Consider the following 20,945-nt stretch of genomic DNA (forward strand, 5'->3'; position numbering starts at 1 on the left):
GAATCGGCTCGGCCTCGGGTGAGAAGCGTGGTTCGGCGAGGTCGTCAAGGTGCACCGGGGGCGGCGCTGAGTGGGCATCGGTCACGGCAACTTATGTTACTGTCAGTTCCATAATGATGGTGGAAATTGGTCGACCGCGCGATCCCCGGATCGACCGTGCGGTCCTCGAGGCAACGGCCGAGTTGCTCGGCGAGACCGATTACGCGTCGCTGTCGGTGGACGCGATCGCGAAGCGTGCGGGGACCAGCAAGCCGGCGATCTACCGGCGGTGGCCCAGTAAGGCGCACCTCGTGCATGAGGCGGTGTTCCCGGTCACCGAATACACCGAGTTACCTTCGACGGGAAGCACGCTCGGTGACGTGCGCGAGATGATGGCCCGGACGTTCGCGCTCCTGACCACCCCAGCGGCGCTGGCGGCACTGCCCGGGCTGGTGGCGGAGATGGCCGTCGACTCCACGCTGCACGCCGCGCTGCTCGAGCGGTTCGTCGACGTCCTGTCCCACGGGTTGGACGACTGGCTCGAGACGGCCCGCAAGCGCGGTGAGGTTCGCGCCGAGGTCCGTCCCGCCGACGTGATCGACGCGCTCGCCGGCATCATCTTCCTCGCTCTGATCACACACCCCGAGACACTCGACGAGGACTGGATGGGCCGCACCGCGGAGTTCATCGCGAGAGGGATCAGCGCATGACCGAACACGAATCCACGGCGGCTTGGCGCGAGCTTCTGGAAACCCTTGGCGGCCTTGACCGCACCTTCCTCGAAGGTGACCGTGCGGTGACCGATGACCGCCATGTCGCCGACGGCTACCGCATGCTGGCGACCACCCTCGGCGTCGCGTTCGACACGTACCTGTTCGCCGACCCCAGCCGGCCGCTGTGGGTGGAGGTCAACTCACCGTTTCGGCCCGACCGCCGGTGGGGTGGCGACAATACCGACGCCTACTACTTCATGTGCCCGGTCGATCCGAATCGGCGCTACCGGATCAGCGGGAACAAGGGCGACAGCGTCTACTTCTCGGTGACGGCCTACAACGAGCCGTCGCCGGGGGCGTGGTCCGACCGGATCGTGGCCATCCTGCGCGACGACGACCTCGACATCGATGCCGACGGCAACTTCTCCTTCGACTTCGGTCCGACGCCTGACGCGGCGGTGCTGATGACCCGTGACTACCAGGGCAATCCCCAAACCGGGCGCCCGGTGAAGTGGCAGATCGAGGCGCTCGACAAGCCCGATCCATTCCGGCATGGCGACGCAGAGACGGCGGCTGCGCTGCGCTCCAGTGCGGCCTGGTTGCGCACGATGTTCGCGATTCTGCCGCTGGCGGTGGGTGTGCGTAGCGAGCAACAACACAGACTGGGACACGAGATTGCCACGGCCGCAAATGAATTCGCTGATCCGTATCAGGTACCCGATGCGAACTTCGGCTGGTCGGCGCGCGACGCCTGCTATGCCTACGGCAGTTTCGTACTCGACGAGGACGAGGCGCTCGTCGTCACCCACCGCCCGCCGCGATGCCGATTCTGGAACCTGGTGGTGTGGAATCAGTTCATGGCGACGCCGGGTGTCGCCGACGCGCGCAGCTCGGTCAACGGCTACTCGGCGGTCCCCAACGCCGATGGTTCGGTGACCGTCGTCATCTCACGGGGGATGACCGAACATCCGAACGCCATTACCACGCTTGACTATCCGCGGGGCAATCTGGCGTTCCGATGGTTCTTGGCCGATGAGGTTCCGGCCCGGCCAGAGGTGGCACTGGTGAAGGTGTCGGAAGCGCCGACAAGCGTCTCCTAGTTGCGGTTTCGGCGCGCTAACGATCGCTGAGTGGCTGTTGCGAAATGCCGGTTGAGGTGTTTGGTGTTTTGAGGTCGGCACGAAACGATTGAGGTGTGGCTCGTTCGTATCGTCCGGTAGTGCGTGATCAGCAGTTCTTGTTGCCGCCGAATATGGCCGACTGGCTGGCCGATGATCATTTGGTGTGGTTCATCCTCGACTCGATCGAGCAGTTGGACACCTCGGCGTTTCACCAGCATCGGCGCACCGGTGGCGTCGGCCGCGCCGGCTATGACCCGGACATGTTGTTGGCCTTGCTGATCTACGCCTATGCCTCGGGGCAGCGGTCCTCGCGGCGCATCGAACGATTGTGTGCCGATCACGTCGCCTACCGGGTGCTGTGTGCTCAAGATCCGCCGGATCACACCACGATTGCCCGGTTCCGCGCCGACCACGACGACGCCGTGATCGACGTGTTCGCTCAGGTGCTGCGGATGTGTTCGCAGGCCGGGATGGTGCGGGTCGAATCGATCGCCATTGATGGCACCAAGATCGCGGCCAACGCGTCGATGTCGGCCAACCGCTCTCAGAAATGGGTGCGTGAGCAGGCCCGTCGGATCGCCGAGACCGCGGTCGGTGAGGCCGCCGCCGCCGACGCCGCCGAGGACGCCGCTGAAGCCGCGGTCGGTGGGCCGCCGGCCACACCGGCACCGGAGTTGACGACTCGGGCTGGACGGGCCGCGGCGATCAAGAAGGCGATGGCCGAGATCGCCGAACAGGACGCCCGCCATGAGGAGGCCGACGCCGCCGACGCCGAGCGTCAAGAGAAGTATCTGCAGCGTGTCGAGGCCGGCGAAGTCGTGGCCGGACCGCCGCCGGCCGGCGTCGACGAGGTCCGGTTGTGGCGGGCCCGGCTGGCCCGTCAACAGCAGCGGCTGGCCCCGCTGATCGGGGTGCGTGGGACTCGAAGCCCAGCAGCGCGGCGACATTCGCAAGCTGATACGCAAGGCCGAGGCGCGGCTGGCCGACGCCCAACGGCGTCAGGCAACGGGATTGGTCGATCGGCGTGGTTCAGCGGCGCGTCAACGTGCCTATTTTCAGACCCGCCGCGGCCCCAAGGGCGGACCGGTGGTCAATCTGACCGACCCGCAGGCCCGGTTGATGGTCCAAGGCTCAGGCAGCGGATCGGTGCAGGGCTACAACAGCCAGATCGTGTGCTCCGATGACCACCTCATCATCGGAGTGCACGTATCTCAAGATGCCAACGATCTGCATTGTTGGACACCGGCTTTGGCTGCGGCGATAACCCACACCGAGGCATTGGACAAGACGATCGGACTGGTCCTGGCCGACAACGGCTACTTCACCGAAGACAACCTCACCAGCCCCGGCCCCGACCGGCTCATCGCACCCGGCACCGGGAAAGACGTCCACCACGACGCCAAACACCACCCCACCCAGGGACCCCCACCGCCGAACCTCTCACCCGCAGACGCGATGCGCCACACGCTCAAAGATCCTGCTCAGGCACGACGATACAAACGCCGATCAGCGACCGTAGAACCGGTCATCGGACATCTCAAAGACCGCATCGGCCTACGCCGCTACGCCCGCCGCGGACTGGCAGCTGTCACCGCCGAACTCCACCTGGCCGCCGCAGCGCTCAACCTCACCCGCTTGTACGCAGCCACGGCCGGGTAACCCCCCGGACGGCGCCACCCACTATCACCAGTGCCGGCCATCGTCAGCCATCGGCATTTCGCAACAGCCACTCAGCGACTGTCAGCGCACCGAAATCGCCAGGGCGAGGGCGACCGCGACCGACCAGACCAGCATGGTCAGCCCGGTATCGCGCAGGACCGGGATCAGATCCTTGCCACCGGAACCTTTTCGCACCGGAGCAGCGGCCCGCACCGCCAGAGGGAGTGCCACCAGACCGACGGCGGCCCACGGCGTCGCGAGGATCAGCACCAGCGTCAGGGCGAACGCCACTGCCAGCAGCATCTGGTACAGCAGCCGCGTGCGCGGGTCGCCGAGCCGGACGGCGAGCGTGATCTTGCCGGATTCCTTGTCGGTCGGGATGTCTCGCAGGTTGTTCGCCACCAGCACCGCCGACGACATCGCGCCCATGGCGACGGCCATCGCCACCCCGACCCAGTCGATTCGCAGCGCCTGGGTGTACTGGGTGCCGAGTACGGCGACCAGACCGAAGAACACGAACACCGCGACCTCGCCCAGCCCGAGGTAGCCGTAGGGCTTCGAACCGCCCGTGTACAGCCACGCGCCGGCGATACACAGTCCGCCGACCACGATCAGCCACGGCGCGCTGAACCACGCGAGCGCGAGTCCGGCGAGGGCCGCGATGGCCAGGCTGACGATCGCGGCGATCAGCACCGAGCGCGGGGTGGCGACCTTCGACCCCACCAACCTCAGCGGCCCGGCCCGCACATCGTCGGTGCCGCGGATACCGTCGGAGTAGTCGTTGGCGTAGTTCACCCCGACGATCATCGCGACCGCGACGACCATCGCCAGCAGAGCTTTCCACCAGCACCACGCGTGCAACCAGGCCGCCGCGCCGGTACCGGCGATGACCGGGGCGATCGCATTGGGCAGCGTTCTGGGCCGGGCGCCCTCCACCCACTGCGCGAAACTGGCCACGAGCGCCAGTCTTGCACGGTCGTTGTTTTCCTCTTCGGGTCCGGCGCCCGTACGCGTGGCAGACTGTCCTCATGGAGGACCGACTCAGTAAGACGGAGATCCGCAAGGATGCCGTGCAGGAGATCGTCGAGTCCGGCGCGGCAACCGTCGGCGATGTGGCCTCGATCATCACCACCGCAGTCAAGGACGTCGCAAACGCCATCGGCGGCTTCGCGACCGACGTGTTCGAGATCCGCGACGGAGCACGCCGCGCCTCGCAGCAGTCGGTGGTCGAGGACGAAACGCCGGGCGTGTAGCCCTTGCTCGGAGTCATCGGCGGCAGCGGGTTCTACACGTTCTTCGGTTCGGACGCCCGCGCGATCAGCCTGGACACCCCCTACGGTGAGCCGAGCGCGCCGATCACCGTCGGCACCGTCGGCGACCACGAGGTTGCGTTCCTGCCACGACACGGTGCCGGGCACGAGTTCTCCCCGCACACCGTCCCCTACCGCGCCAACATGTGGGCGTTGCGCGCGCTCGGTGTGCGGCGCATCTTCGGGCCCTGCGCCGTCGGCAGCCTGACGCCGGACCTGGGGCCCGGCGCGATGGTGGTGCCCGACCAACTGGTCGACCGCACCAGCGGTCGCGACGACACTTATTTCGACTCGGGCGGCATCCACGTCGGGTTCGCCGACCCGTACTGCCCGACACTGCGCGCCGCCGCGGCCGACCTACCCGGTGTGGTCGACGGCGCGACGATGGTGGTGGTGCAGGGACCGCGGTTCTCCACCAGGGCTGAGAGCCGGTGGTTCGCGAGCCAGGGGTTCAGCTTGGTCAACATGACCGGTTATCCAGAGGCGGTATTGGCGCGTGAGCTTGAAATATGTTACGCGGCAATCGCTTTGGTAACAGATGTGGATGCGGGGATCGACAGCGGATCGGCGGTGCGCGCCGTCGACGTCTTCGCCGAATTCGAGCGCAACCTGGTGCCCTTCAAGAAGCTGGTTCACGAGGCCATAGAGAATGTGACCCAGGTCAATTCCTGCACGCATTGCCTGCCACACGACGGCATTCAACTTCCCTTCGACTTGCCGTGAGAGTCCTGCTGACCGGAGCGGCCGGGTTCATCGGAACCCGGGTCGACGCCGCACTTCGCGACGCCGGACACGACGTCGTGGCGGTCGACGCGATGCTGCCCGCCGCGCACGGTCCGGGTGCTGAGCCGCCGCCGGATTGCCGGCTTCTCGACATCCGCGACGGGTCGGCGCTGGCGCCGCTGCTCGATGGTGTCGACGTGGTGTGCCACCAGGCGGCGGTGGTGGGTGCCGGGGTGAACGCCGCCGACGCACCGTCGTACGGCAGCCACAACGACTACGGGACGTCGGTTCTGCTGGCCGAGATGTTCGCCGCGGACTGCCGGCGACTGGTGCTGGCCTCGTCAATGGTGGTCTACGGCCAGGGCCGCTACGACTGCGCCGCGCACGGTCCGATCGACCCGCTGCCCCGCTCGCGCGACGATCTCGATGCCGGGGTGTTCGACCACCGCTGCCCGGTCTGCGGTGCGACGGTCGACTGGCAACTGGTGGCCGAGGACGCGCCGCTGCGGCCGCGCAGCCTGTACGCCGCGAGCAAGACCGCGCAGGAGCATTACGCACTGGCGTGGTCTGAGGCCAGCGGCGGCTCGGTCGTCGCGTTGCGCTATCACAACGTGTACGGCCCGCACATGCCGCGCGACACCCCGTACTCCGGGGTCGCGGCGATCTTCCGCTCGGAGCTGGAATCCGGCGACGTGCCAAGGGTTTTCGAAGACGGTGGTCAAATGCGCGACTTCGTGCACGTCGACGACATCGCGGCAGCCAACGTCGCGTCCGTCGAATCCGCAGTCGACGGATTCGACGCGTTCAACGTCTGCTCCGGTCGGCCGATTTCGATCATGGAGGTCGCGACCGAGTTGTGCGACGTGCGTGGCGCCGCAGCACCCGTCGTCACCGGGCAGTACCGCAGCGGCGATGTCCGCCATATCGTCGCCGACCCCGCCCGCGCCGCCGACGTGCTCGGCTTTCGCGCCGCCGTCGATCCGCGCGACGGCCTGCGCGAGTTCGCGTTCGCACCGCTGCGGGCGTAGATGAAGCACTTGGCGGTGGTTGTCGCTATCGTCGCGCTCGTGGCATCGGGTCTGCTGGCGTTGGCGTGGTCGCAGCAGCGACGGTTGATCTATTTTCCGTCGCCTGGGCCGGTCCCGCCGGCGGCGACGATGTTGCCCAACGGACAGGACGTCGTTCTGGACAGCGACGGAATCCGTTTGGGGGCGTGGTATTTCCCGGTCGCCGGCGGCGGTCCTGCGGTGCTGGTGTGCAACGGCAACGGCGGCGACCGGTCGGGCCGGATCGCCCTGGCCGCGGCGCTGAACCGTATGGGCCTTTCGGTGCTGCTGTTCGACTACCGCGGCTACGGCGGCAACCCCGGCCAACCTTCCGAGGACGGAACGGCCGCCGATGCACGGGCCGCCCAGGCATGGCTGGCTGCGCAACCCGGCGTCGAGAAAGTCGTGTATTTCGGCGAATCGCTCGGCGGCGCAGTCGCTGTCGGCCTCGCGGTGGAACGGCCGCCCGCGGCGTTGATTTTGCGATCACCGTTCACCTCCCTGCCCGACGTTGGCGCGATGCACTATCCGTGGTTGCCGGTGCGGTGGTTGCTGATGGACCGGTATCCGTCGATCGACCGGATCGGATCGGTGCACGTGCCGGTCATGGTGATCGCCGGTGACCGCGACGACATCGTCCCTGAGGCGTTGAGCCGGCGACTCTATGACGCGGCCCATGAGCCCAAGCGGTACGTGCTGGTGCCGGGGTCCGGTCACAACGACCCTGAGATGTCGGACGGTCGGCAGATGCTCACCGAGATCCAAGGGTTCCTGTCGTCGACCGGTGTGACCTAGTGATACTGGTCGAATGAAGCCCGTCATTTGTGAGCAGTTCGGCATCGATTTCCCGCTCTTCGCGTTCAGCCACTGTCGGGACGTGGTGGCCGCGGTGACCAATGCCGGTGGATTCGGCGTTCTGGGCGCAACCGCCTACACACCGGAGCTGCTCGACCAGGAACTGTCGTGGATCGACGAGCACGTCGGTGGTAAGCCGTACGGCCTCGACCTCATCGTGCCCGCCAAGTTCGAGGGCAAGGGCGAGAAGCTGGGCCGGGGCGAGCTGGCGTCCCGCATCCCCGAGGACTACCGCACGTTCATCGCGGAGCTGCTGGCCAAGCACGACATCGAGCCCGAAACGTCGCCGAAGACCGGCCCGTCATTTCTGTCCGGGGACACCGGGCAGGATCTGCTCGAGGTCTCGATGAGCCATCCGATCAAGCTCATCGCCAACGCGCTGGGGGTACCGCCCGACTACATGATCGAGGCGGGGAAGCGCAACGGCGTTCCGGTCGCCGCGTTGGTGGGCGCGAAGGAGCATGCGGTCAAGCAGGTGCAGGCGGGGGTGGATGTGATCGTCGCGCAGGGCACCGAAGCCGGTGGCCACTGCGGCGAGGTGACGACGCTGGTGCTGATCCCCGAGGTCTTGGAGGCTCTAGCAGCCATCGGCAGTGATATCCCGGTGTTGGCGGCGGGCGGGATCGTCACTGGCAAGCAGATGGCCGCGTGTGTGGCGATGGGTGCTGCCGGGGCGTGGACCGGCTCGGTGTGGCTGACGACGGAGGAGGCCGAAACGGCGCCGCATACGGTGCAGAAGTTCCTCGCCGCGTCGTCACGCGACACAATCCGCTCCACCGGCCGAACCGGAAAGCCCGCGCGGCAGCTGGTTTCGGACTGGACCGATGCATGGCAGCCGAACGAGGGCGGTCACAAAACGTTGCCGCTGCCGCTGCAATCGATGGTGGCCGAGCCGATCATCCGGCGCATCGACGTGCTGGCGGCGCAAGGTCACCCGGGGGCGCAAGCCCTGGCGACCTATTTCGTCGGACAGGGCGTGGGGCTGATGAACAAGGTGAAGCCCGCAAAAGAGGTGGTTCGTGAGTTCATCGAGGATTACCTCGCGGCGACGGAGCGGCTGAGCAACTCACTGCCGGACTAGGTTCAGATCCAGCCCGGCCATGTTGACTTCCCCGGAGCCGGGGAAGTCAACATGGCTCGGGTGCTACGGGACCTCGACGCAACCCACGCCGGGAACACAACCGCCGCCGCCACCTGGGCCGCCGCCACCTGAGGGGCCGCCGGGGATGGACCCGCCGCCTCCGCCCGGGCCACCGCTACCCGTGGGGCCGCCCGGGATCGCGCCACCGCCGCCCTCCGGGCCGCCCCCGCCGGTGGGTCCTCCCGGAACCGTGGCACCGCCACCCGGCGCGGGCGCCGGAGCGGTGGTGGTCGCCGGAACGGTCGTGGTGGTTGTCGCCGACGTCGTCTCGGTGGTCGTGCTGGTCGTGCTGGTCGAATCACCGTCGTCGCCGCCGCCACAGCCGACGGCCAGCACCATTGCAGCCGCTCCGCCGAACACAGCGAACGATGTTCGTAGTTGCTTGTTCACAGATCCTCCGTTTCCTTCCGACGCGGTGGGACTACCCGTCCCAGTCGGCTCGAAACGGCAGGAGGTCGACCTAGTCGAGGGCGATGCGGACCGAAATCGGGTCGCTCTCCATGGCGCGCATCGTGAACGCGGTCGCCGATTGCCCGAAGCGGCCGCCGCCACCGAAGCTGCGGGCCCGGGCGCGCACGTCGTCATCGGGTTCGAAAGTGGCTGTGCCGGTGCGCCATTCGTTGTTGGCCCGCACCCGGACGTTTGGGTTGGCGGCGATGTTGTAGGCCCAGCCGGCCCGTCGGCCGTGTTGGGAGATGACCCACAGGTCGTTGCCGTCGATCCGACCGGCCAGCGGCACCCGGCGCGGTTCTGACGACTTGCGGCCGATGGTTTCGAGTTCGACCACAAGTGACGAGCGGACGCCAAGGCGGTCCAGCGCCGTCATCAACGGGTTCATCACGATGCGTCCCATGCGTCGTTCGAATTTGAATTTGCGTCGCGCCTTCTCGGCACTCTTCATGGTCATGCGAGTGACAGTAGTTGAGTGATCACTCAAATACTAGTGGTCGAGTCGAAGTCGCAGGTCAGATAGGTGAGGACCACGTTCGTCTACGCGCGGTCAACTAGTCGTCGGCCGCGGTCAACTAGTCGTCGGCCGCCAACGGCAGCCGCACCTCGAACCGGGCGCCGGCGTCGAGGTTGTGCGCGGTCAGTGTGCCGCGATGGGCCTGAACGAGACCCGCGGCGATGGCGAGGCCGAGTCCGGATCCGCTGGGCAGCGACGAATCCGAGCGTGGCACACGGTTGTTGGAGCCGCGGTACGCGACATCGAACACCCGCGGAAGATCGGCCTCGGCGATGCCGACGCCGGTGTCGTCGACGCGGGCCCATGCGCCGTTGTCGTCGGCACCGAGGGAGAGCAAAACCTGCCCGCCCTCCGGGGTATGCGCGATCGCGTTGGCCACCAAGTTGGACAACACCCTGACCAATGCCCGGTCGCTACCCACCACCCGTACCGCCTTGGACGGCAACTCGGCCGTCAGGTGGACACCGGCGCGCTCGGCGGCGATCCGGTGTGCAGCCAGGACGTCGTCGACGACCTCGTCCAGCGCCACCTTGTCCAAGGCGGGCCGTACCGCGCCTGCATTGATCTTCGACATCTCGAACAGATCGTCCACCATCTCGGCGAGCCGAATCGATTCCTGCTCAATCGTTTTGGCGTGCACCTGCACCTCTGATTCGGGAACCACGCCGTCGGCGATCGCCTCGGACACCGCGCGGATCCCGGCCAGCGGCGTGCGCAGGTCGTGGCTCACGAACGCCACCAGCCGCCGCCGCGACTGCTCGGCGGCCCGTTCGGAATCGCGAATCTCCTGCTCCCACACGGTGCGCCGGGCTTGGTAGCGCGCCAACATCACCGCCGCCGGAATCGTGACCACCGCGACGATGACCAGCACGACCGCCGTCTGTTCGAACGTCTCGGTGATCATGAACCCGCTCGCACCGAGCACTCCGGAGAACGTCGCCAGCACCGGGATCAGCACCAGCGCCACCATGCTGACAGCCAACGACCACGACCGCGCCAACCGGATGATGATCGCTCCGGCGAGGACCACCGGCACCGAGCAGGCGAAGGCCCACCAGGCGATCTCCCACAGGTCAGTCGGCATGAGCCTGCTGTTCCTCGGCGCTGCTCCAGAGGTAGCCTTTGCCCCACACGGTCTGCAACCGGTGCGCGTCTCCGAGCTTGGACCTGAGCCGCTTCACATGCACCGTCACCGTCGACAAATCGCCGAAGTCCCAGCGCCACACCTGTTTCAGCAGTTCCTCACGGGAGAACACCGTGTCCGTGTGTGTGAGGAAGAACATCAGCAGGTCGAATTCGCGGTTGGTCAGCGAAACTTGGTGCCCCGACACAGTCGCCGAGCGCGCGGCTGCCGACACGCTCAGCTTGCCGACCGCGATGTCGAGCGGCGGGGGGCCCGACTGTGCAGGAGCACGCCGCAGCACCGACCGGACCCGCAGCGCCAGTTCCCGCGGACTGAACGGTTTGGTCAGATAGTCGTCGGCACCGGCCTCCAGACCGGCGATCCGGTCGTCCTCTTCACCGAGCGCGGTCAGCAGGATCACCGGAATCGCGTAGCCCCCGCGCTGCCGCAGGCTGCGGCACAGCGTGAGCCCGTCGGGTCCGGGCATCATCACGTCAAGAACCGCGACGTCGATGCGCTGCGAACCGAGCAGCCGCAGCGCCTCAGTTCCGTCGTGGGCGATCGACACCTCGAGGCCGTCGCGCTCCAGATACCGGCGCACGACATCGCGCACGACGGTGTCGTCGTCGGCGATCAGCACCCGAGTCACCCCCCGAGGTTAGCCCTGCGCGGCCGCGACCTGCAGCGACGTAATGAATTTGTCATGGGTAACCGCGTTTGACCAGTGCGGGGGTGGCTAGCCTCGAACCATGCCCGACTGTCGCGTCACGGTGGTGCTGCCGTGCCTCAACGAGGCCGCGTCACTGCCGGGGGTGCTGGCGGCGATCCCGCCCGGGTACCGAACCCTGGTGGTCGACAACAACAGCACCGACGGCACCGCCGAGGTGGCCCGACGGCACGGTGCGGACGTGGTCACCGAGACCCGCCCGGGATACGGCTCAGCGGTGCACACCGGGATAGTGGCGGCGGCGACGCCGGTCGTGGCGGTCATCGACGCCGACGGCTCGCTTGATCCGCGTGACCTACCGAAATTGGTCGACGATCTCGAACGCGGTGCGGATATGGCGATCGGACGGCGGCGTGCCGTGCAGGGCCTCAACTGGCCGTGGCATGCCCGCGCCGGGACCGCTGCGGTGTGCTGGCGGCTGCGTCGCAAGCACGGTCTGCCGGTGCACGACATTGCGCCGATGCGGGTGGTCCGCCGTGACGCGCTGCTGAGGCTGGGCGTGCAGGACCGCAGATCCGGATATCCGCTCGAACTGCTGGTGCGGGCCGCTGCCGCGGGTTGGAAGGTCGTCGAACGCGATGTGGACTACGGACCCAGAACCGGTGGGAAATCGAAGGTGAGCGGTTCGATGCGCGGCAGCGTGGTCGCGGCATTCGATTTCTGGCGGGTGATTTCGTGATTCCGGTGGTCGCCCTTGTGGTGGCGAAGGCGCCCGTGCCCGGATTGGCGAAGACGCGGCTGGCCGCCTCGGTCGGGGATCGGGTGGCCGCCGACATCGCAGCGGCTGCGCTGCTGGACACCCTCGACGCGGTCGCCGCCGTGCCCGTACAGGCGCGCGTGGTGGCGATGACAGGCGACCTCGATGACGCGCGGGCATCGGCGACGATCCGCAGCCGCCTGGATGCGTTCACGGTAGTGCCGCAGCGCGGGGACGGGTTCGCCGACCGGCTCGCCAATGCGCACATCGACGCGGCGGCAGCGACGGGCAATCGAGCGGTGCTGCAGATCGGGATGGACACCCCGCAGGTGTCGGCCGACATGCTCACCGAATGCGCCCATGAACTGATGGGCACCGGCGCGGTGCTCGGCCTCGCCGACGACGGTGGATGGTGGGTGCTGGGAGTGTCCGACGCCGCGATGGCCGATTGCCTTCGGACGGTGCCGATGTCACAACCCGACACTGGTGCGTTGACGCTGGCGGCTTTGTGGTCCAAGGGAATCGAGGTCACGCGGGTTGCCGAGCTAGCGGATGTCGATACGGTGGACGACATCGCGTCGGTCCGGCGGATGTGCGCCGCGGACAGTCGATTCGCCCGTGTCACCGAGGGGGTGCGTGCCTGACATGCTGGGACACCTTTATGACCGTGCTCTCGATGGTGAGCGGTGCTGGATCAGGCGCGACGACGGCGAAGTCCGACGGCTACCGGTGCGACGGTGGCTCGGCGGGAAGCACGCCGACAACAAGTTCGACAGTGCCGTGCTCGACTTGTGCACTGGGCCGACCATCGACTTGGGTTGTGGTCCTGGCCGATTCGTGACGGAACTCATTCGGTGCGGCATTCCCGCGCTCGGGGTCGATCAGTCCGCGACGGCCATCGACCTGGCGAGGCGCAACGGCGCTCCGGTGCTCCGACGAGACGTGTTCGGACCGCTACCGGGAATGGGGCGCTGGCAGACAGTCCTCCTCGCCGACGGAAACGTGGGGCTGGGTGGTGACCCACTGCGGATGCTGAGAAGAGCAGCTGAGTTGTTGGGTCACGGCGGACAATGCGTGGCCGAATTCGATTCGGAGGCAATGGGAATCCGTACCAGCTGGGTGCGGCTGGAGTCGAGTCGCACTATCGGCCCGTGGTTCCGTTGGGCGTTGGTCGGCATCGATTGCGCAGCCTCGCTCGCCAAGGACGCAGGATTGGTGATGACGGGTATGCAGACGATCGGCGGGCGCGTCGTGGCAACGCTGGCACTACCGTGACGATCAGCGGGGCAGCAGATCTTAGGTGATGATCTGAAGTGACCCGTTCGGGCTGCTACCCGTGATAAGTACCGCACCGGAACGTGGTTCCACCGCGACCGAATTAAGCTGCTGCACCGTCGGGACGGTGCCGGCGATCCGTGGTGTGGCGGGATCGGCCACGTCGATCACCTGCAGTTGGTTGGTGGCGGTCAGGGTGACGTGCGTCAGCTTCGTCCCGACCGGGCCTTGCGCCACCTGCTCGCGAGTCGATCCGTCATAAACCCACACCCCGTTGCCCTGCACGTCGGCCACGGCGGCGTACTTCCCGACCGCCGCGCCACCACCCGGCTGCGGCGGACCCGCGGGTAGTGACCCGACGACGGCCCCGTCCCGAACGAACACCACACCGCCACCCATCTCGTTGGTGACGACGACCGTGCCATCGGACGTGCGTACTGCATCGTGAGGCTGCCGCCCGATGCCGCCGGTCCTCGACACCACGTTGCCATCGGCTAGGCTCACTTCGGCCAACTCGTCGGATGACTCCAGCGGGACCAACACTGGCCGTCGACGCCGGCGAGACTCAAATGCCGTGCAGCTCCGTTTATTTGGACGGTCTGGCGAACGACCCCGGTTGCGCTGTCCACCAGCGCCACCCCGGGGGGATTACGTACGGCGATCGCAGCGGTCCCCGATCTGCCGACGACGATGCCCTCGGGCCCGCCGGGGATCGGCACGACCATGCCCATCGGTGCCACCGTCGTCGCATCTCCGCCGCAGGCCGCTACCGCCGTTATCACGGCGAGCAGCACCCCGACCGCCTTAATCGGCCGGTTCGGCACTGTGAACCGTCCCTTTCTGCGGGTCAGTGGATTTCGCCCGGCTGAGAACAAGCTTGATCGCGAACGCGATGGCGCTCGCGGCGAACATCGCCGCGGTCAGCAGCAGCCACCGACCGAGGAAAGGTTCCTGGGTTTGTCCGGTGGCGGCCAGATACGTCGGCGCGCCCTGTTCGATGATGCCGGGCAGGAAGACCACCAGCGTCAGCGCAGCTCCCAGCGCGGGTACGCGGATGTAGTTGAGCACAGGGACATTTGCGACTGAGCGCCGATTGGCGGTCAGCAGTCGGTCCGCCAGGGCATAGATCGGAAAAAGGACGAGGTCGTGAGCGATGATCGCGGCGGCGAACCACACTGCGATCGACTGCCACCACACGTTGGTGTTCCACAACGTCTCTGGCTTGACTGTCGCGATGACGTATCCGAAGAGTGCGAAACCCGCGACCAGCGTCAGCAGGTGCAGCGGATGCGAGCCGTAGACTCGGTGAAACCCGTTCAGTGACATGTCATTGGGCCCTGAAATCGATGGATACAACCCATTTGGTGTTGTGCACGCCTGGCAATGCGGGAACGATGATCCGTGCCGGAAAGCCGTGATCGAGGGACAGATCGGCGTCGTTGACCCGAAGCGCGAGAAGCGAATCCGGGTGCATCACCTGGTTGGCCTGCAGGGTGGCGCGGTTGAACGCGCCGAAACGCTCCACTGAGCGCACGAATGCGGACCGCGGTTCGGGGACACCGGCGAGCCTTGCCAGGTCCCGCAGGGGCACCCCGGTCCACGTTTCGGTGGTCGACCAGCCCTCGACGCAGGCGATCGGCAATCGTGCGGTGTGCTGCGACATCGCGGTGAGCATCGCGCGGTCGAGAACGACGGGCGACGGCCCACCGGTAAGGGTGAGGCGCCAGCGTTCGCCGGTCAAGTCGGGGGTGATCCGGGCCGCGGCGGCAGTGCGGTTGATCTGGAAGTCGTTCGGCCCGTCGCCGTGGGTTCGCCCGCGGGGCAACAGCAGTGCTGTCTGCCGAGTCCAGCCACCCAGCGTCTGGCCGGCGGTGATGAGTGCCATGAACACCGCACCACCGCCGACGAGAGCGAGGGCGCCACGGCGGCTGATCGTGGCGGGTCCGGGTTCGGCTGCGACGAGCCCGTCGGGTTCGTAGGGCTCGGGTCGGGTGTCCTTGGTGTCGGTGCGAAACACTCGTCGCATGGACATCGATCGAAGCCCCACCCACATGCGCGGAATCTTGATGACGATGTGAATCACGAAGCCCGCGATGAAGACCCATGCTCCGTAGTAATGGGCCGTGTAGAAGCTGAAGCCGAAGATGTAGTCGTACTGGATGTTGAGGACGCCGGTGATGATCTCGAACAGGATCCCACCCACGAGCATCAGCAACGAGATGCGTTCGAGCATCTGTGCAACCGACCGTGACGGTGGCCATGCGAACAGTCGCGGAATCACCGACCAGAGTTTGGCCAGCACAATCGGGATCAGGATCAGCCCGAGCCCGACATGCAGGCCTTGGTTGAGCCGATACAGCCACGACGGGTCGGTCGGCCAGTCGAAAGTCGGTAACTTGAGCCAGCCGACATCGCCCGGTATCGCCTGGCCGAACTGCGGCCCATACGCGATATACGAAAGCAGGCCGGTGATCGTCACCACCGGAAGGGCGACCAGCAGTACAGACCCTAGAACAGACGTCAGCCAGAGGCCGCGCAGCGGACTGCGCCAGCGGGTGGCGCGTTTCAGGCCCGGTGGCGGATGCTCGGCCAGACCGCGCCACAAGCGTCGGGGGAATCCGTATCGGCGCGCGTCTGTCGGCGCTCCATCAGGCTCGTCGGAATGGTCCATGTGCTCGGGTGTCCGTCCCACCTTGAGTGGCGTGAATCGCGCGGTCGTTACCCATCCGATTGTCGACCTACCAGGCCACGGTTGCCGGGAATCGAGCAGTGCGTCACCGAATAGTCAGTGACAACGTCACCAATTGGTCAGGATCAGATGGTTCAGCGCAAGCGCGCCGACCACGTTGACGGCCAGCCACCACCGCTGCGAACGTGGTGGCAACAGCGCCCCTGCCGCCGTCAGCCAGATCGTGAACGGCAGCCAGATGCGTTCCGTTTCGGCCTTGCTCAGCATGGACAGGTCCGCGAACACGATCGCGACCAACGCGCCAAGCACGACCAGATGCAGACCTGGCCGCAGCCTGATCGCGGCCCGGTCGAAGACGCGGCCGATCCCCGCTACGCTGCCCAGCCCGATCGCGCACACCACCGACGCGAAATTCGCCCACGACCAGTACTGGAACGGGCGGTCGCTCGCTATGCCCTGCCAATAGCGTTCCTGCACAAGGACGTACCCGTCGAACCACCAGAACCCCGCGGCGGCGAAGACCGCGACGACGACGAGCGCGACCAGCACCGCAGGGACCAGCGCGCGCAGCGCCGCCCGCCAGTCCACCGCCGCGAGCAACACCGCGACAGCGGGAACTGCCATGAGACCCAAGCCGTAGTTGAGGAAGATGCCCCAGCCCAGCAGCAGCCCGGAACCGGCCGCCGCCAGCATCGGCCAGCGCACGGTTCGCCGAGCCGCCAACGCCAGCAACGCGATACCCCACGCCGCCACACCGGCGAAGTAGCCGTCGGCGGACACGGCGATCCAGATCGCCGTAGGCGCAACCGCCGTGAACGGTGCCGCCATCCGCGCGAAGTCCTCATTGGCGAGTGCGCGCACCGCGACCACGATCGCGGCTGCCGCGCTCGAACCGACGAGCAGGCACAGCAGCGCCGCCCATCCGCCTCCGCCCAGCCCGATGCGGTCGAGCCAGACGAACGACAGCAGCGCTCCCGGTGGATGGCCCGACACGTGGGTGATCCACGAATCAGGCTGGTAATCAAGGATTCTGCTCGCGAAGGTGCGCACCGCCTCCGGGATGTCGGTGATGGTGGGTACCTGGCGCAGATACTCATGCCGCGCGGTGAGCCGACCGGCGAAACCGCGTTCCCAGCCGTCGATCATGGCCAGCGAAAACGCCCATGCGCACGCCGTCGCCCATGTGACCCACGGCACCCACCGCCACGGCAGTCGCCGCGCCACCGACGGTCCCCACCACACCGCCGCGGCGCCGATCACGACGGCGGGGACCGTGCCCCAGCCGACGTGGGCGTTCCACCACCCGAAGATCGGCGCGGTGCCCGCGAAGTCGCGGAAGCGTTGAGGGGTCGCATTGATCAACGGGGTGACGACACCGAGATTCAGGTGCGGCACCACGAACGCCGCGACGACAAGGACGACTCCGACGGCGACGGCCACGATCTCGCGTCGGTGAGAAGTGGCCGCCATTTGACCGACCCTACCCACGCCGTGGTCTAGACCAAATCGACCACGATTGTTCATCCCGCGTTTCGCCGGCTGGTACCTCGATGTCTGCCCCACGGCAGAGGGTGTGCCTGTGCGAGACCAGAGACACGCGATCGTGCTGGCTGTCCCCGACATGGCCGTGGTGCCGACGACGGAGATCGTCGCGGCCCGCGCGTACACGATCGACAGGCTGTCCGGATGGATACGGTCCAGACTCGTGTGACCCGGGCGGCCGTGTGGACGGGCCGCGGCGTCGATGTGAAGAACGTCGACCTGCCCGAACTCGCCAGTGGAGAAACGCTGGTCCGGGTGCGGTTGGCCACGGTGTGCGGCAGCGATCTGCACACCGTGACGCGTCGCCGTCGAGCGCCGTGTCCTTCGGTGCTGGGGCACGAGGCCGTCGGCACCGTCGTGGCCGGCGGCACCAGGTCGATCACTGTGGGGGACCGGGTGGTGTGGTCGGTCACCGTGTCGTGCGGAAGGTGCGCGCGCTGCCGGTCCGGATTCACCGCCAAGTGTTCGTCGGTGCGCAAGGTCGGCCACGAGCGTTTCGACGGCGACTGGCCGCTGTCCGGTGCGTACGCGGAACATGTTGTGCTGCCGCCCGGTACGTCGATCGCGAAGGTTCCCGAATCCATGCCCGACGCGGTGGCCGCCCCGGCGGCGTGCGCGACCGCGACGGTGATGGCGACACTCGAGGCCGCGGGTAGCGTCACCGGTCGTCGGGTCCTCGTGATCGGTGGGGGCATGCTCGGGCTGACCGCCGCCGCGGCGCTCGCCGAGGCGGGCGCGCGCGTGCGGGTCACCGATGTCGATGCGCAACGGCTGGAGATGGTCAGCCGTTTCGGCGGTACCCCCGATGGCGGCGGGTCGGTGGACGCCGCCATCGACTTCTCTGGGTCGTCAGACGCGATCGATTCGGCGTTCGCACGGCTGAGCACCGGCGGGGTGTTGGTGCTTGCCGGTTCGGTGCTGCCGGGCCGGCGAATCGAGGTCAGTCCGGAAACGATGGTGCGGCAGTGGCTCACGATCACCGGCGTCCACAATTACGAACCCCGTCACCTCACCCGTGCTGTGAAGTTCCTGGAGCGCACCCTCGAGGTGTATCCGTGGCGCGCGGTGGTCGCCGACCCTGTCGACCTGGACGCCATCGCGTCGGCTCTCGCACCCGCGCCCGCAGGCAAGTTGCGCGCCGCTGTTGCACCTTAGTACCGGGTCACACCGCCGTTCAGGAATATTCACCAGTTCTAGTAGAGCTGCTTCCGATAGTTATCGTCGCTGTAGTACTCCTCGAGCTGGGCTTGCGTCCAGTCGGTCCGGATGGCCTTGGCGAGTTCGGCGACGCTCGGCAAGGCCGTCGGATTCCAACTCGACGGGTCCCAGGTGTCCGACCGCATAAAAGCCTTGGCGCAGTGGAAGAACACCTCTTCGATGTCGATCTCCAATGCGAGGATGGGCCGGTTACCCTTCACTACGAGAGCATCGAAATAGTCTGCGTCAGAGAGGATCCGGGCGCAGCCGTTGATGCGCAGTGTGTCGCCGCGGCCCGGGATGAGGAACAGCGTGCCGACCTGCGGGCGCTGCAGCACGTTGAGGTAGCCGTCGACGCGCTTGTTGCCCGGGCGTTCGGGGATCGCGATCGTCGTGTCGTCGATGACGTGAACGAAGCCGGGCGGGTCGCCTTTCGGTGACACATCGACGCGGCCCTGTGCATCGGTGGTCGCGACGAAGCCGAGCGGCGAGTGCGCCAGCCAGTCCCGCTGGACCGGGGACAATCTGTCCTTGACCTTGTTGGCGACCGCCTGCTGAGGTTCTCCCACAATCGCGCGGAGGTCGGCGACGGTGGTCACTTGGTTGCGCATGGCTACATCATGCCCATGAGGTTGCACGGATCAAGCGTGGCACCGGCGCCGGGTGCCCGACGTACGCGCCTACGCCAGGCGGGCTCTCACGAACAGCTGAAAACTCTTCTGCCACTTTTGTTTCAGTTGCAACATGGCGGCCGGATTTGTCGGTGGTCGAATGTATGTTCGAATAATGTTAGCGACTCCGGTTCAGGTGGCGATGGCCGCGCTGCGGTCCGCGCACGAGTCGCTGGCAGCCTGCGATCTGGAGTTATTGACCCACCGTGAACTGCTCGATGTGCTGGACGGGTTGGAGGAGTTGTCGTGTCAGCTGCCCGCGCAGTGGCATCGGGGGTTGGCGCGGTTGCAGGCCGAGACCACCCCCAAGGAGCTGGGCGCCAAAAACTGGAAAGACGTTCTGACGATCCGGTGGCGCATCTCAGCGACGGAGGCCAACCGGCGCTTGACCGAAGCGGCCGACCTGGGGCCACGGCGGGCGTTGACCGGCGAACCGCTCGCGCCGGTGCTGGCGGTGACCGCGGCCGCCCAAGGCGCTGGGTTGATCAACGCCGAGCATGTGGACAAGATCCGCGACGCGATGGGACGAATTCCCGGCTGGGTCGACGCGGCCACCCGTGAGCAGCTCGAAACCGACCTGGTGCGCATCGCAGCAGGGGTAGGGCCCACCGAGTTGAAGAAGGCCGCCGACATCGCCCTGTTTCTGCTCGATCAGGACGGCCCCGAACCTGATGACACCGAACGGCAGCGCAAGCGCGGGGTGGTCGCCGGCCCGCAGGGCCGCGACGGGATGGTCTCCATCAAGGGCGACCTCACCCCTGAAGCGTGGGCGGTCTTGGAACCGATCTTCGCCAAATGGGCGGCACCAGGTATGTGTAACCCCGACGACGACAACCCGTGCGTGAGCGGTACCCCCTCACAGGAACATATCGACACCGATCAGCGCAGCCTGGCCCAACGCCAGCACGACGCGTTGGTCGCGATCGGGCGCAACGCCCTGGAATCGGGCGAACTCGGCCAGCACAACGGGTTGCCGACCTCGATCATCATCCGCACTACCCTGCAAGACCTCGAATCCCGCGCCGGGGTGGGTGTCACCGGCGGCGGCACCCTGTTGCCGATCCACGACGTGATCCGCATGGCCGCCCACGCCCACCACTGGCTGGCCGTCTTCGACAAGGCCACCGGACAAGCGTTGGACCTGTTCCGGGCCCGCCGCACCGCGTCCCCGGCCCAGCGGATCATGCTCATCGCCCGCGACGGCGGCTGCACCAAACCCTGCTGCACGGTGGGCGCCTACGGCAGCCAAGCCCATCACGCCCTGCGCGACTGGGCCGACGACGGCAACACCAACATCAACGAACTCGCCCTGGCCTGCGGACCCGACAACCGCCTGGTCCACAAAACCAACGGCTGGACCACCACCATCAACGAGCGCGGTGACGTCGAATGGCACCCACCACCCGGACTCGACACCGGCCAAACCCGCACCAACTACCACCACCGCCCCGAACTCCTCCTCCGACCACCAGATGAGGACGGAAACACAGAACGCGGACCATGATTCGGG

26 protein-coding genes are annotated in these 20,945 nt (G+C 67.0%); 15 read left to right on the plus strand and 11 right to left on the minus strand.

Going from position 1 to position 20,945, the window contains the following annotated elements:
* Positions 1-113 precede the first annotated feature (113 nt).
* From G6N36_RS24690 to G6N36_RS24705, 4 genes are all read left to right on the plus strand, one after another.
* Positions 114-689 carry a TetR/AcrR family transcriptional regulator gene (locus G6N36_RS24690; RefSeq protein ID WP_163689384.1) on the plus strand — a complete coding sequence of 192 codons (576 nt, stop codon included), beginning with the start codon at positions 114-116 and terminating at the stop codon, positions 687-689.
* Positions 686-1,792, plus strand: a complete 1,107-nt coding sequence (locus G6N36_RS24695; RefSeq protein ID WP_163689385.1) for a DUF1214 domain-containing protein — start codon at positions 686-688, stop codon at positions 1,790-1,792. Before G6N36_RS24690 ends, G6N36_RS24695 begins: the two co-directional genes overlap by 4 nt.
* Positions 1,793-1,911: 119 nt before the next feature.
* Positions 1,912-2,997 carry a transposase gene (locus tag G6N36_RS24700; protein ID WP_163689386.1) on the plus strand — a complete coding sequence of 362 codons (1,086 nt, stop codon included), beginning with the start codon at positions 1,912-1,914 and terminating at the stop codon, positions 2,995-2,997.
* Positions 2,960-3,472 carry a transposase gene (locus G6N36_RS24705; RefSeq protein WP_163689387.1) on the plus strand — a complete coding sequence of 171 codons (513 nt, stop codon included), beginning with the start codon at positions 2,960-2,962 and terminating at the stop codon, positions 3,470-3,472. The genes G6N36_RS24700 and G6N36_RS24705 overlap by 38 nt, the downstream gene beginning before the upstream one ends.
* A gap of 81 nt (positions 3,473-3,553) precedes the next feature.
* Here the strand turns inward: G6N36_RS24705 and G6N36_RS24710 are convergent, their stop codons facing one another.
* Positions 3,554-4,429: a 1,4-dihydroxy-2-naphthoate polyprenyltransferase gene (locus G6N36_RS24710; protein WP_163689388.1), complete on the minus strand. Its 876-nt coding sequence runs from the start codon at positions 4,427-4,429 to the stop codon at positions 3,554-3,556.
* 71 nt (positions 4,430-4,500) lie between these two features.
* On the opposite strand from G6N36_RS24710, the gene G6N36_RS24715 reads away from it, so the two are divergent.
* Genes G6N36_RS24715 through G6N36_RS24735 form a run of 5 tightly spaced genes read left to right on the plus strand, consistent with a single transcriptional unit; the run spans position 4,501 to position 8,487 of the window.
* Positions 4,501-4,725 (plus strand): hypothetical protein, encoded by a 225-nt coding sequence (locus G6N36_RS24715; protein ID WP_083124226.1) that lies wholly within the window; start codon positions 4,501-4,503, stop codon positions 4,723-4,725.
* Between the two features lie 3 nt (positions 4,726-4,728).
* Positions 4,729-5,505 carry an S-methyl-5'-thioadenosine phosphorylase gene (locus G6N36_RS24720; RefSeq protein ID WP_163689389.1) on the plus strand — a complete coding sequence of 259 codons (777 nt, stop codon included), beginning with the start codon at positions 4,729-4,731 and terminating at the stop codon, positions 5,503-5,505.
* Complete coding sequence (locus tag G6N36_RS24725; protein WP_163689390.1) at positions 5,502-6,533, plus strand: NAD-dependent epimerase/dehydratase family protein; 1,032 nt, start codon at positions 5,502-5,504, stop codon at positions 6,531-6,533. The genes G6N36_RS24720 and G6N36_RS24725 overlap by 4 nt, the downstream gene beginning before the upstream one ends.
* Positions 6,534-7,346 (plus strand): alpha/beta hydrolase, encoded by an 813-nt coding sequence (locus G6N36_RS24730; protein WP_163689391.1) that lies wholly within the window; start codon positions 6,534-6,536, stop codon positions 7,344-7,346. It abuts the gene before it with no gap.
* A 13-nt stretch (positions 7,347-7,359) separates the two neighbouring features.
* Entirely contained in the window at positions 7,360-8,487 is a 1,128-nt protein-coding gene (locus G6N36_RS24735; RefSeq protein WP_163689392.1) for an NAD(P)H-dependent flavin oxidoreductase, read from the plus strand.
* A gap of 63 nt (positions 8,488-8,550) precedes the next feature.
* Here the strand turns inward: G6N36_RS24735 and G6N36_RS24740 are convergent, their stop codons facing one another.
* The 4 genes from G6N36_RS24740 to G6N36_RS24755 all read right to left on the minus strand — a co-directional run bounded on the left by G6N36_RS24740 (position 8,551) and on the right by G6N36_RS24755 (position 11,286).
* Complete coding sequence (locus tag G6N36_RS24740; RefSeq protein ID WP_235690158.1) at positions 8,551-8,937, minus strand: hypothetical protein; 387 nt, start codon at positions 8,935-8,937, stop codon at positions 8,551-8,553.
* A gap of 70 nt (positions 8,938-9,007) precedes the next feature.
* Positions 9,008-9,454, minus strand: coding sequence for a nitroreductase/quinone reductase family protein (locus tag G6N36_RS24745; RefSeq protein WP_163689393.1), 447 nt, complete (start codon positions 9,452-9,454; stop codon positions 9,008-9,010).
* Between the two features lie 118 nt (positions 9,455-9,572).
* Entirely contained in the window at positions 9,573-10,598 is a 1,026-nt protein-coding gene (locus tag G6N36_RS24750; RefSeq protein WP_163689394.1) for a sensor histidine kinase, read from the minus strand.
* Positions 10,588-11,286 carry a response regulator transcription factor gene (locus G6N36_RS24755; RefSeq protein ID WP_163689395.1) on the minus strand — a complete coding sequence of 233 codons (699 nt, stop codon included), beginning with the start codon at positions 11,284-11,286 and terminating at the stop codon, positions 10,588-10,590. The genes G6N36_RS24750 and G6N36_RS24755 overlap by 11 nt, the downstream gene beginning before the upstream one ends.
* Before the next feature lie 100 nt (positions 11,287-11,386).
* Between G6N36_RS24755 and G6N36_RS24760 the strand changes: the two genes are divergently transcribed.
* Genes G6N36_RS24760 through G6N36_RS24770 form a run of 3 tightly spaced genes read left to right on the plus strand, consistent with a single transcriptional unit; the run spans position 11,387 to position 13,336 of the window.
* The gene (locus G6N36_RS24760; protein ID WP_163689396.1) at positions 11,387-12,043 is read left to right on the plus strand and encodes a glycosyltransferase family 2 protein; all 657 of its coding nucleotides are present in this window, start codon (positions 11,387-11,389) and stop codon (positions 12,041-12,043) included.
* Positions 12,040-12,705 (plus strand): TIGR04282 family arsenosugar biosynthesis glycosyltransferase, encoded by a 666-nt coding sequence (locus tag G6N36_RS24765; protein WP_163689397.1) that lies wholly within the window; start codon positions 12,040-12,042, stop codon positions 12,703-12,705. Before G6N36_RS24760 ends, G6N36_RS24765 begins: the two co-directional genes overlap by 4 nt.
* A gap of 1 nt (position 12,706) precedes the next feature.
* The gene (locus G6N36_RS24770; protein ID WP_163690884.1) at positions 12,707-13,336 is read left to right on the plus strand and encodes a class I SAM-dependent methyltransferase; all 630 of its coding nucleotides are present in this window, start codon (positions 12,707-12,709) and stop codon (positions 13,334-13,336) included.
* A 21-nt stretch (positions 13,337-13,357) separates the two neighbouring features.
* On the opposite strand, the gene G6N36_RS24775 is transcribed toward G6N36_RS24770, so the two are convergent.
* The 5 genes from G6N36_RS24775 to G6N36_RS24790 form a co-directional block, all read right to left on the minus strand.
* Positions 13,358-13,840, minus strand: a complete 483-nt coding sequence (locus G6N36_RS24775) for a YncE family protein (RefSeq protein ID WP_179964864.1) — start codon at positions 13,838-13,840, stop codon at positions 13,358-13,360.
* Positions 13,837-14,130: a hypothetical protein gene (locus G6N36_RS29550; RefSeq protein WP_179964865.1), complete on the minus strand. Its 294-nt coding sequence runs from the start codon at positions 14,128-14,130 to the stop codon at positions 13,837-13,839. Before G6N36_RS29550 ends, G6N36_RS24775 begins: the two co-directional genes overlap by 4 nt.
* Before the next feature lie 10 nt (positions 14,131-14,140).
* The gene (locus G6N36_RS24780; RefSeq protein ID WP_163689398.1) at positions 14,141-14,662 is read right to left on the minus strand and encodes a hypothetical protein; all 522 of its coding nucleotides are present in this window, start codon (positions 14,660-14,662) and stop codon (positions 14,141-14,143) included.
* Between the two features lies 1 nt (position 14,663).
* Complete coding sequence (locus G6N36_RS24785) at positions 14,664-16,007, minus strand: molybdopterin-dependent oxidoreductase (protein ID WP_163690885.1); 1,344 nt, start codon at positions 16,005-16,007, stop codon at positions 14,664-14,666.
* Positions 16,008-16,133: 126 nt separating this feature from the next.
* A complete protein-coding gene (locus G6N36_RS24790; RefSeq protein ID WP_163689399.1) occupies positions 16,134-17,495 on the minus strand; it encodes a hypothetical protein in 1,362 nt (453 codons plus the stop codon).
* A gap of 109 nt (positions 17,496-17,604) precedes the next feature.
* Between G6N36_RS24790 and G6N36_RS30155 the strand changes: the two genes are divergently transcribed.
* Positions 17,605-17,736, plus strand: coding sequence for a hypothetical protein (locus G6N36_RS30155; protein ID WP_264001400.1), 132 nt, complete (start codon positions 17,605-17,607; stop codon positions 17,734-17,736).
* Positions 17,712-18,722 carry a zinc-binding dehydrogenase gene (locus G6N36_RS24795; RefSeq protein WP_163689400.1) on the plus strand — a complete coding sequence of 337 codons (1,011 nt, stop codon included), beginning with the start codon at positions 17,712-17,714 and terminating at the stop codon, positions 18,720-18,722. The genes G6N36_RS30155 and G6N36_RS24795 overlap by 25 nt, the downstream gene beginning before the upstream one ends.
* A gap of 38 nt (positions 18,723-18,760) precedes the next feature.
* Here G6N36_RS24795 and G6N36_RS24800 read toward each other — a convergent pair whose 3' ends face one another.
* Positions 18,761-19,375, minus strand: a complete 615-nt coding sequence (locus G6N36_RS24800; protein WP_163689401.1) for a pyridoxamine 5'-phosphate oxidase family protein — start codon at positions 19,373-19,375, stop codon at positions 18,761-18,763.
* Positions 19,376-19,535: 160 nt separating this feature from the next.
* On the opposite strand from G6N36_RS24800, the gene G6N36_RS24805 reads away from it, so the two are divergent.
* Positions 19,536-20,939 (plus strand): 13E12 repeat family protein, encoded by a 1,404-nt coding sequence (locus tag G6N36_RS24805; protein ID WP_163689402.1) that lies wholly within the window; start codon positions 19,536-19,538, stop codon positions 20,937-20,939.
* Positions 20,940-20,945: the final 6 nt, after the last annotated feature.

This window comes from Mycolicibacterium gadium (genome assembly GCF_010728925.1).
GTDB lineage: Bacteria > Actinomycetota > Actinomycetes > Mycobacteriales > Mycobacteriaceae > Mycobacterium > Mycobacterium gadium.

Excerpts from the sequence above, each read along its gene's own strand:
- G6N36_RS24780 (WP_163689398.1), bottom strand. The coding sequence starts at position 14,662 with ATGTCACTGAACGGGTTTCACCGAGTCTACGGCTCGCATCCGCTGCAC.
- G6N36_RS24745 (WP_163689393.1), bottom strand. The coding sequence starts at position 9,454 with ATGACCATGAAGAGTGCCGAGAAGGCGCGACGCAAATTCAAATTCGAA.
- G6N36_RS24735 (WP_163689392.1), top strand. The coding sequence starts at position 7,360 with ATGAAGCCCGTCATTTGTGAGCAGTTCGGCATCGATTTCCCGCTCTTC.
- G6N36_RS24750 (WP_163689394.1), bottom strand. The coding sequence starts at position 10,598 with ATGCCGACTGACCTGTGGGAGATCGCCTGGTGGGCCTTCGCCTGCTCG.
- G6N36_RS24715 (WP_083124226.1), top strand. The coding sequence starts at position 4,501 with ATGGAGGACCGACTCAGTAAGACGGAGATCCGCAAGGATGCCGTGCAG.
- G6N36_RS24805 (WP_163689402.1), top strand. The coding sequence starts at position 19,536 with ATGTATGTTCGAATAATGTTAGCGACTCCGGTTCAGGTGGCGATGGCC.
- G6N36_RS24690 (WP_163689384.1), top strand. The coding sequence starts at position 114 with ATGATGGTGGAAATTGGTCGACCGCGCGATCCCCGGATCGACCGTGCG.
- G6N36_RS24695 (WP_163689385.1), top strand. The coding sequence starts at position 686 with ATGACCGAACACGAATCCACGGCGGCTTGGCGCGAGCTTCTGGAAACC.
- G6N36_RS24785 (WP_163690885.1), bottom strand. The coding sequence starts at position 16,007 with ATGGACCATTCCGACGAGCCTGATGGAGCGCCGACAGACGCGCGCCGA.
- G6N36_RS24730 (WP_163689391.1), top strand. The coding sequence starts at position 6,534 with ATGAAGCACTTGGCGGTGGTTGTCGCTATCGTCGCGCTCGTGGCATCG.
- G6N36_RS24790 (WP_163689399.1), bottom strand. The coding sequence starts at position 17,495 with ATGGCGGCCACTTCTCACCGACGCGAGATCGTGGCCGTCGCCGTCGGA.
- G6N36_RS24800 (WP_163689401.1), bottom strand. The coding sequence starts at position 19,375 with ATGCGCAACCAAGTGACCACCGTCGCCGACCTCCGCGCGATTGTGGGA.
- G6N36_RS24760 (WP_163689396.1), top strand. The coding sequence starts at position 11,387 with ATGCCCGACTGTCGCGTCACGGTGGTGCTGCCGTGCCTCAACGAGGCC.
- G6N36_RS24795 (WP_163689400.1), top strand. The coding sequence starts at position 17,712 with ATGGATACGGTCCAGACTCGTGTGACCCGGGCGGCCGTGTGGACGGGC.
- G6N36_RS24770 (WP_163690884.1), top strand. The coding sequence starts at position 12,707 with ATGCTGGGACACCTTTATGACCGTGCTCTCGATGGTGAGCGGTGCTGG.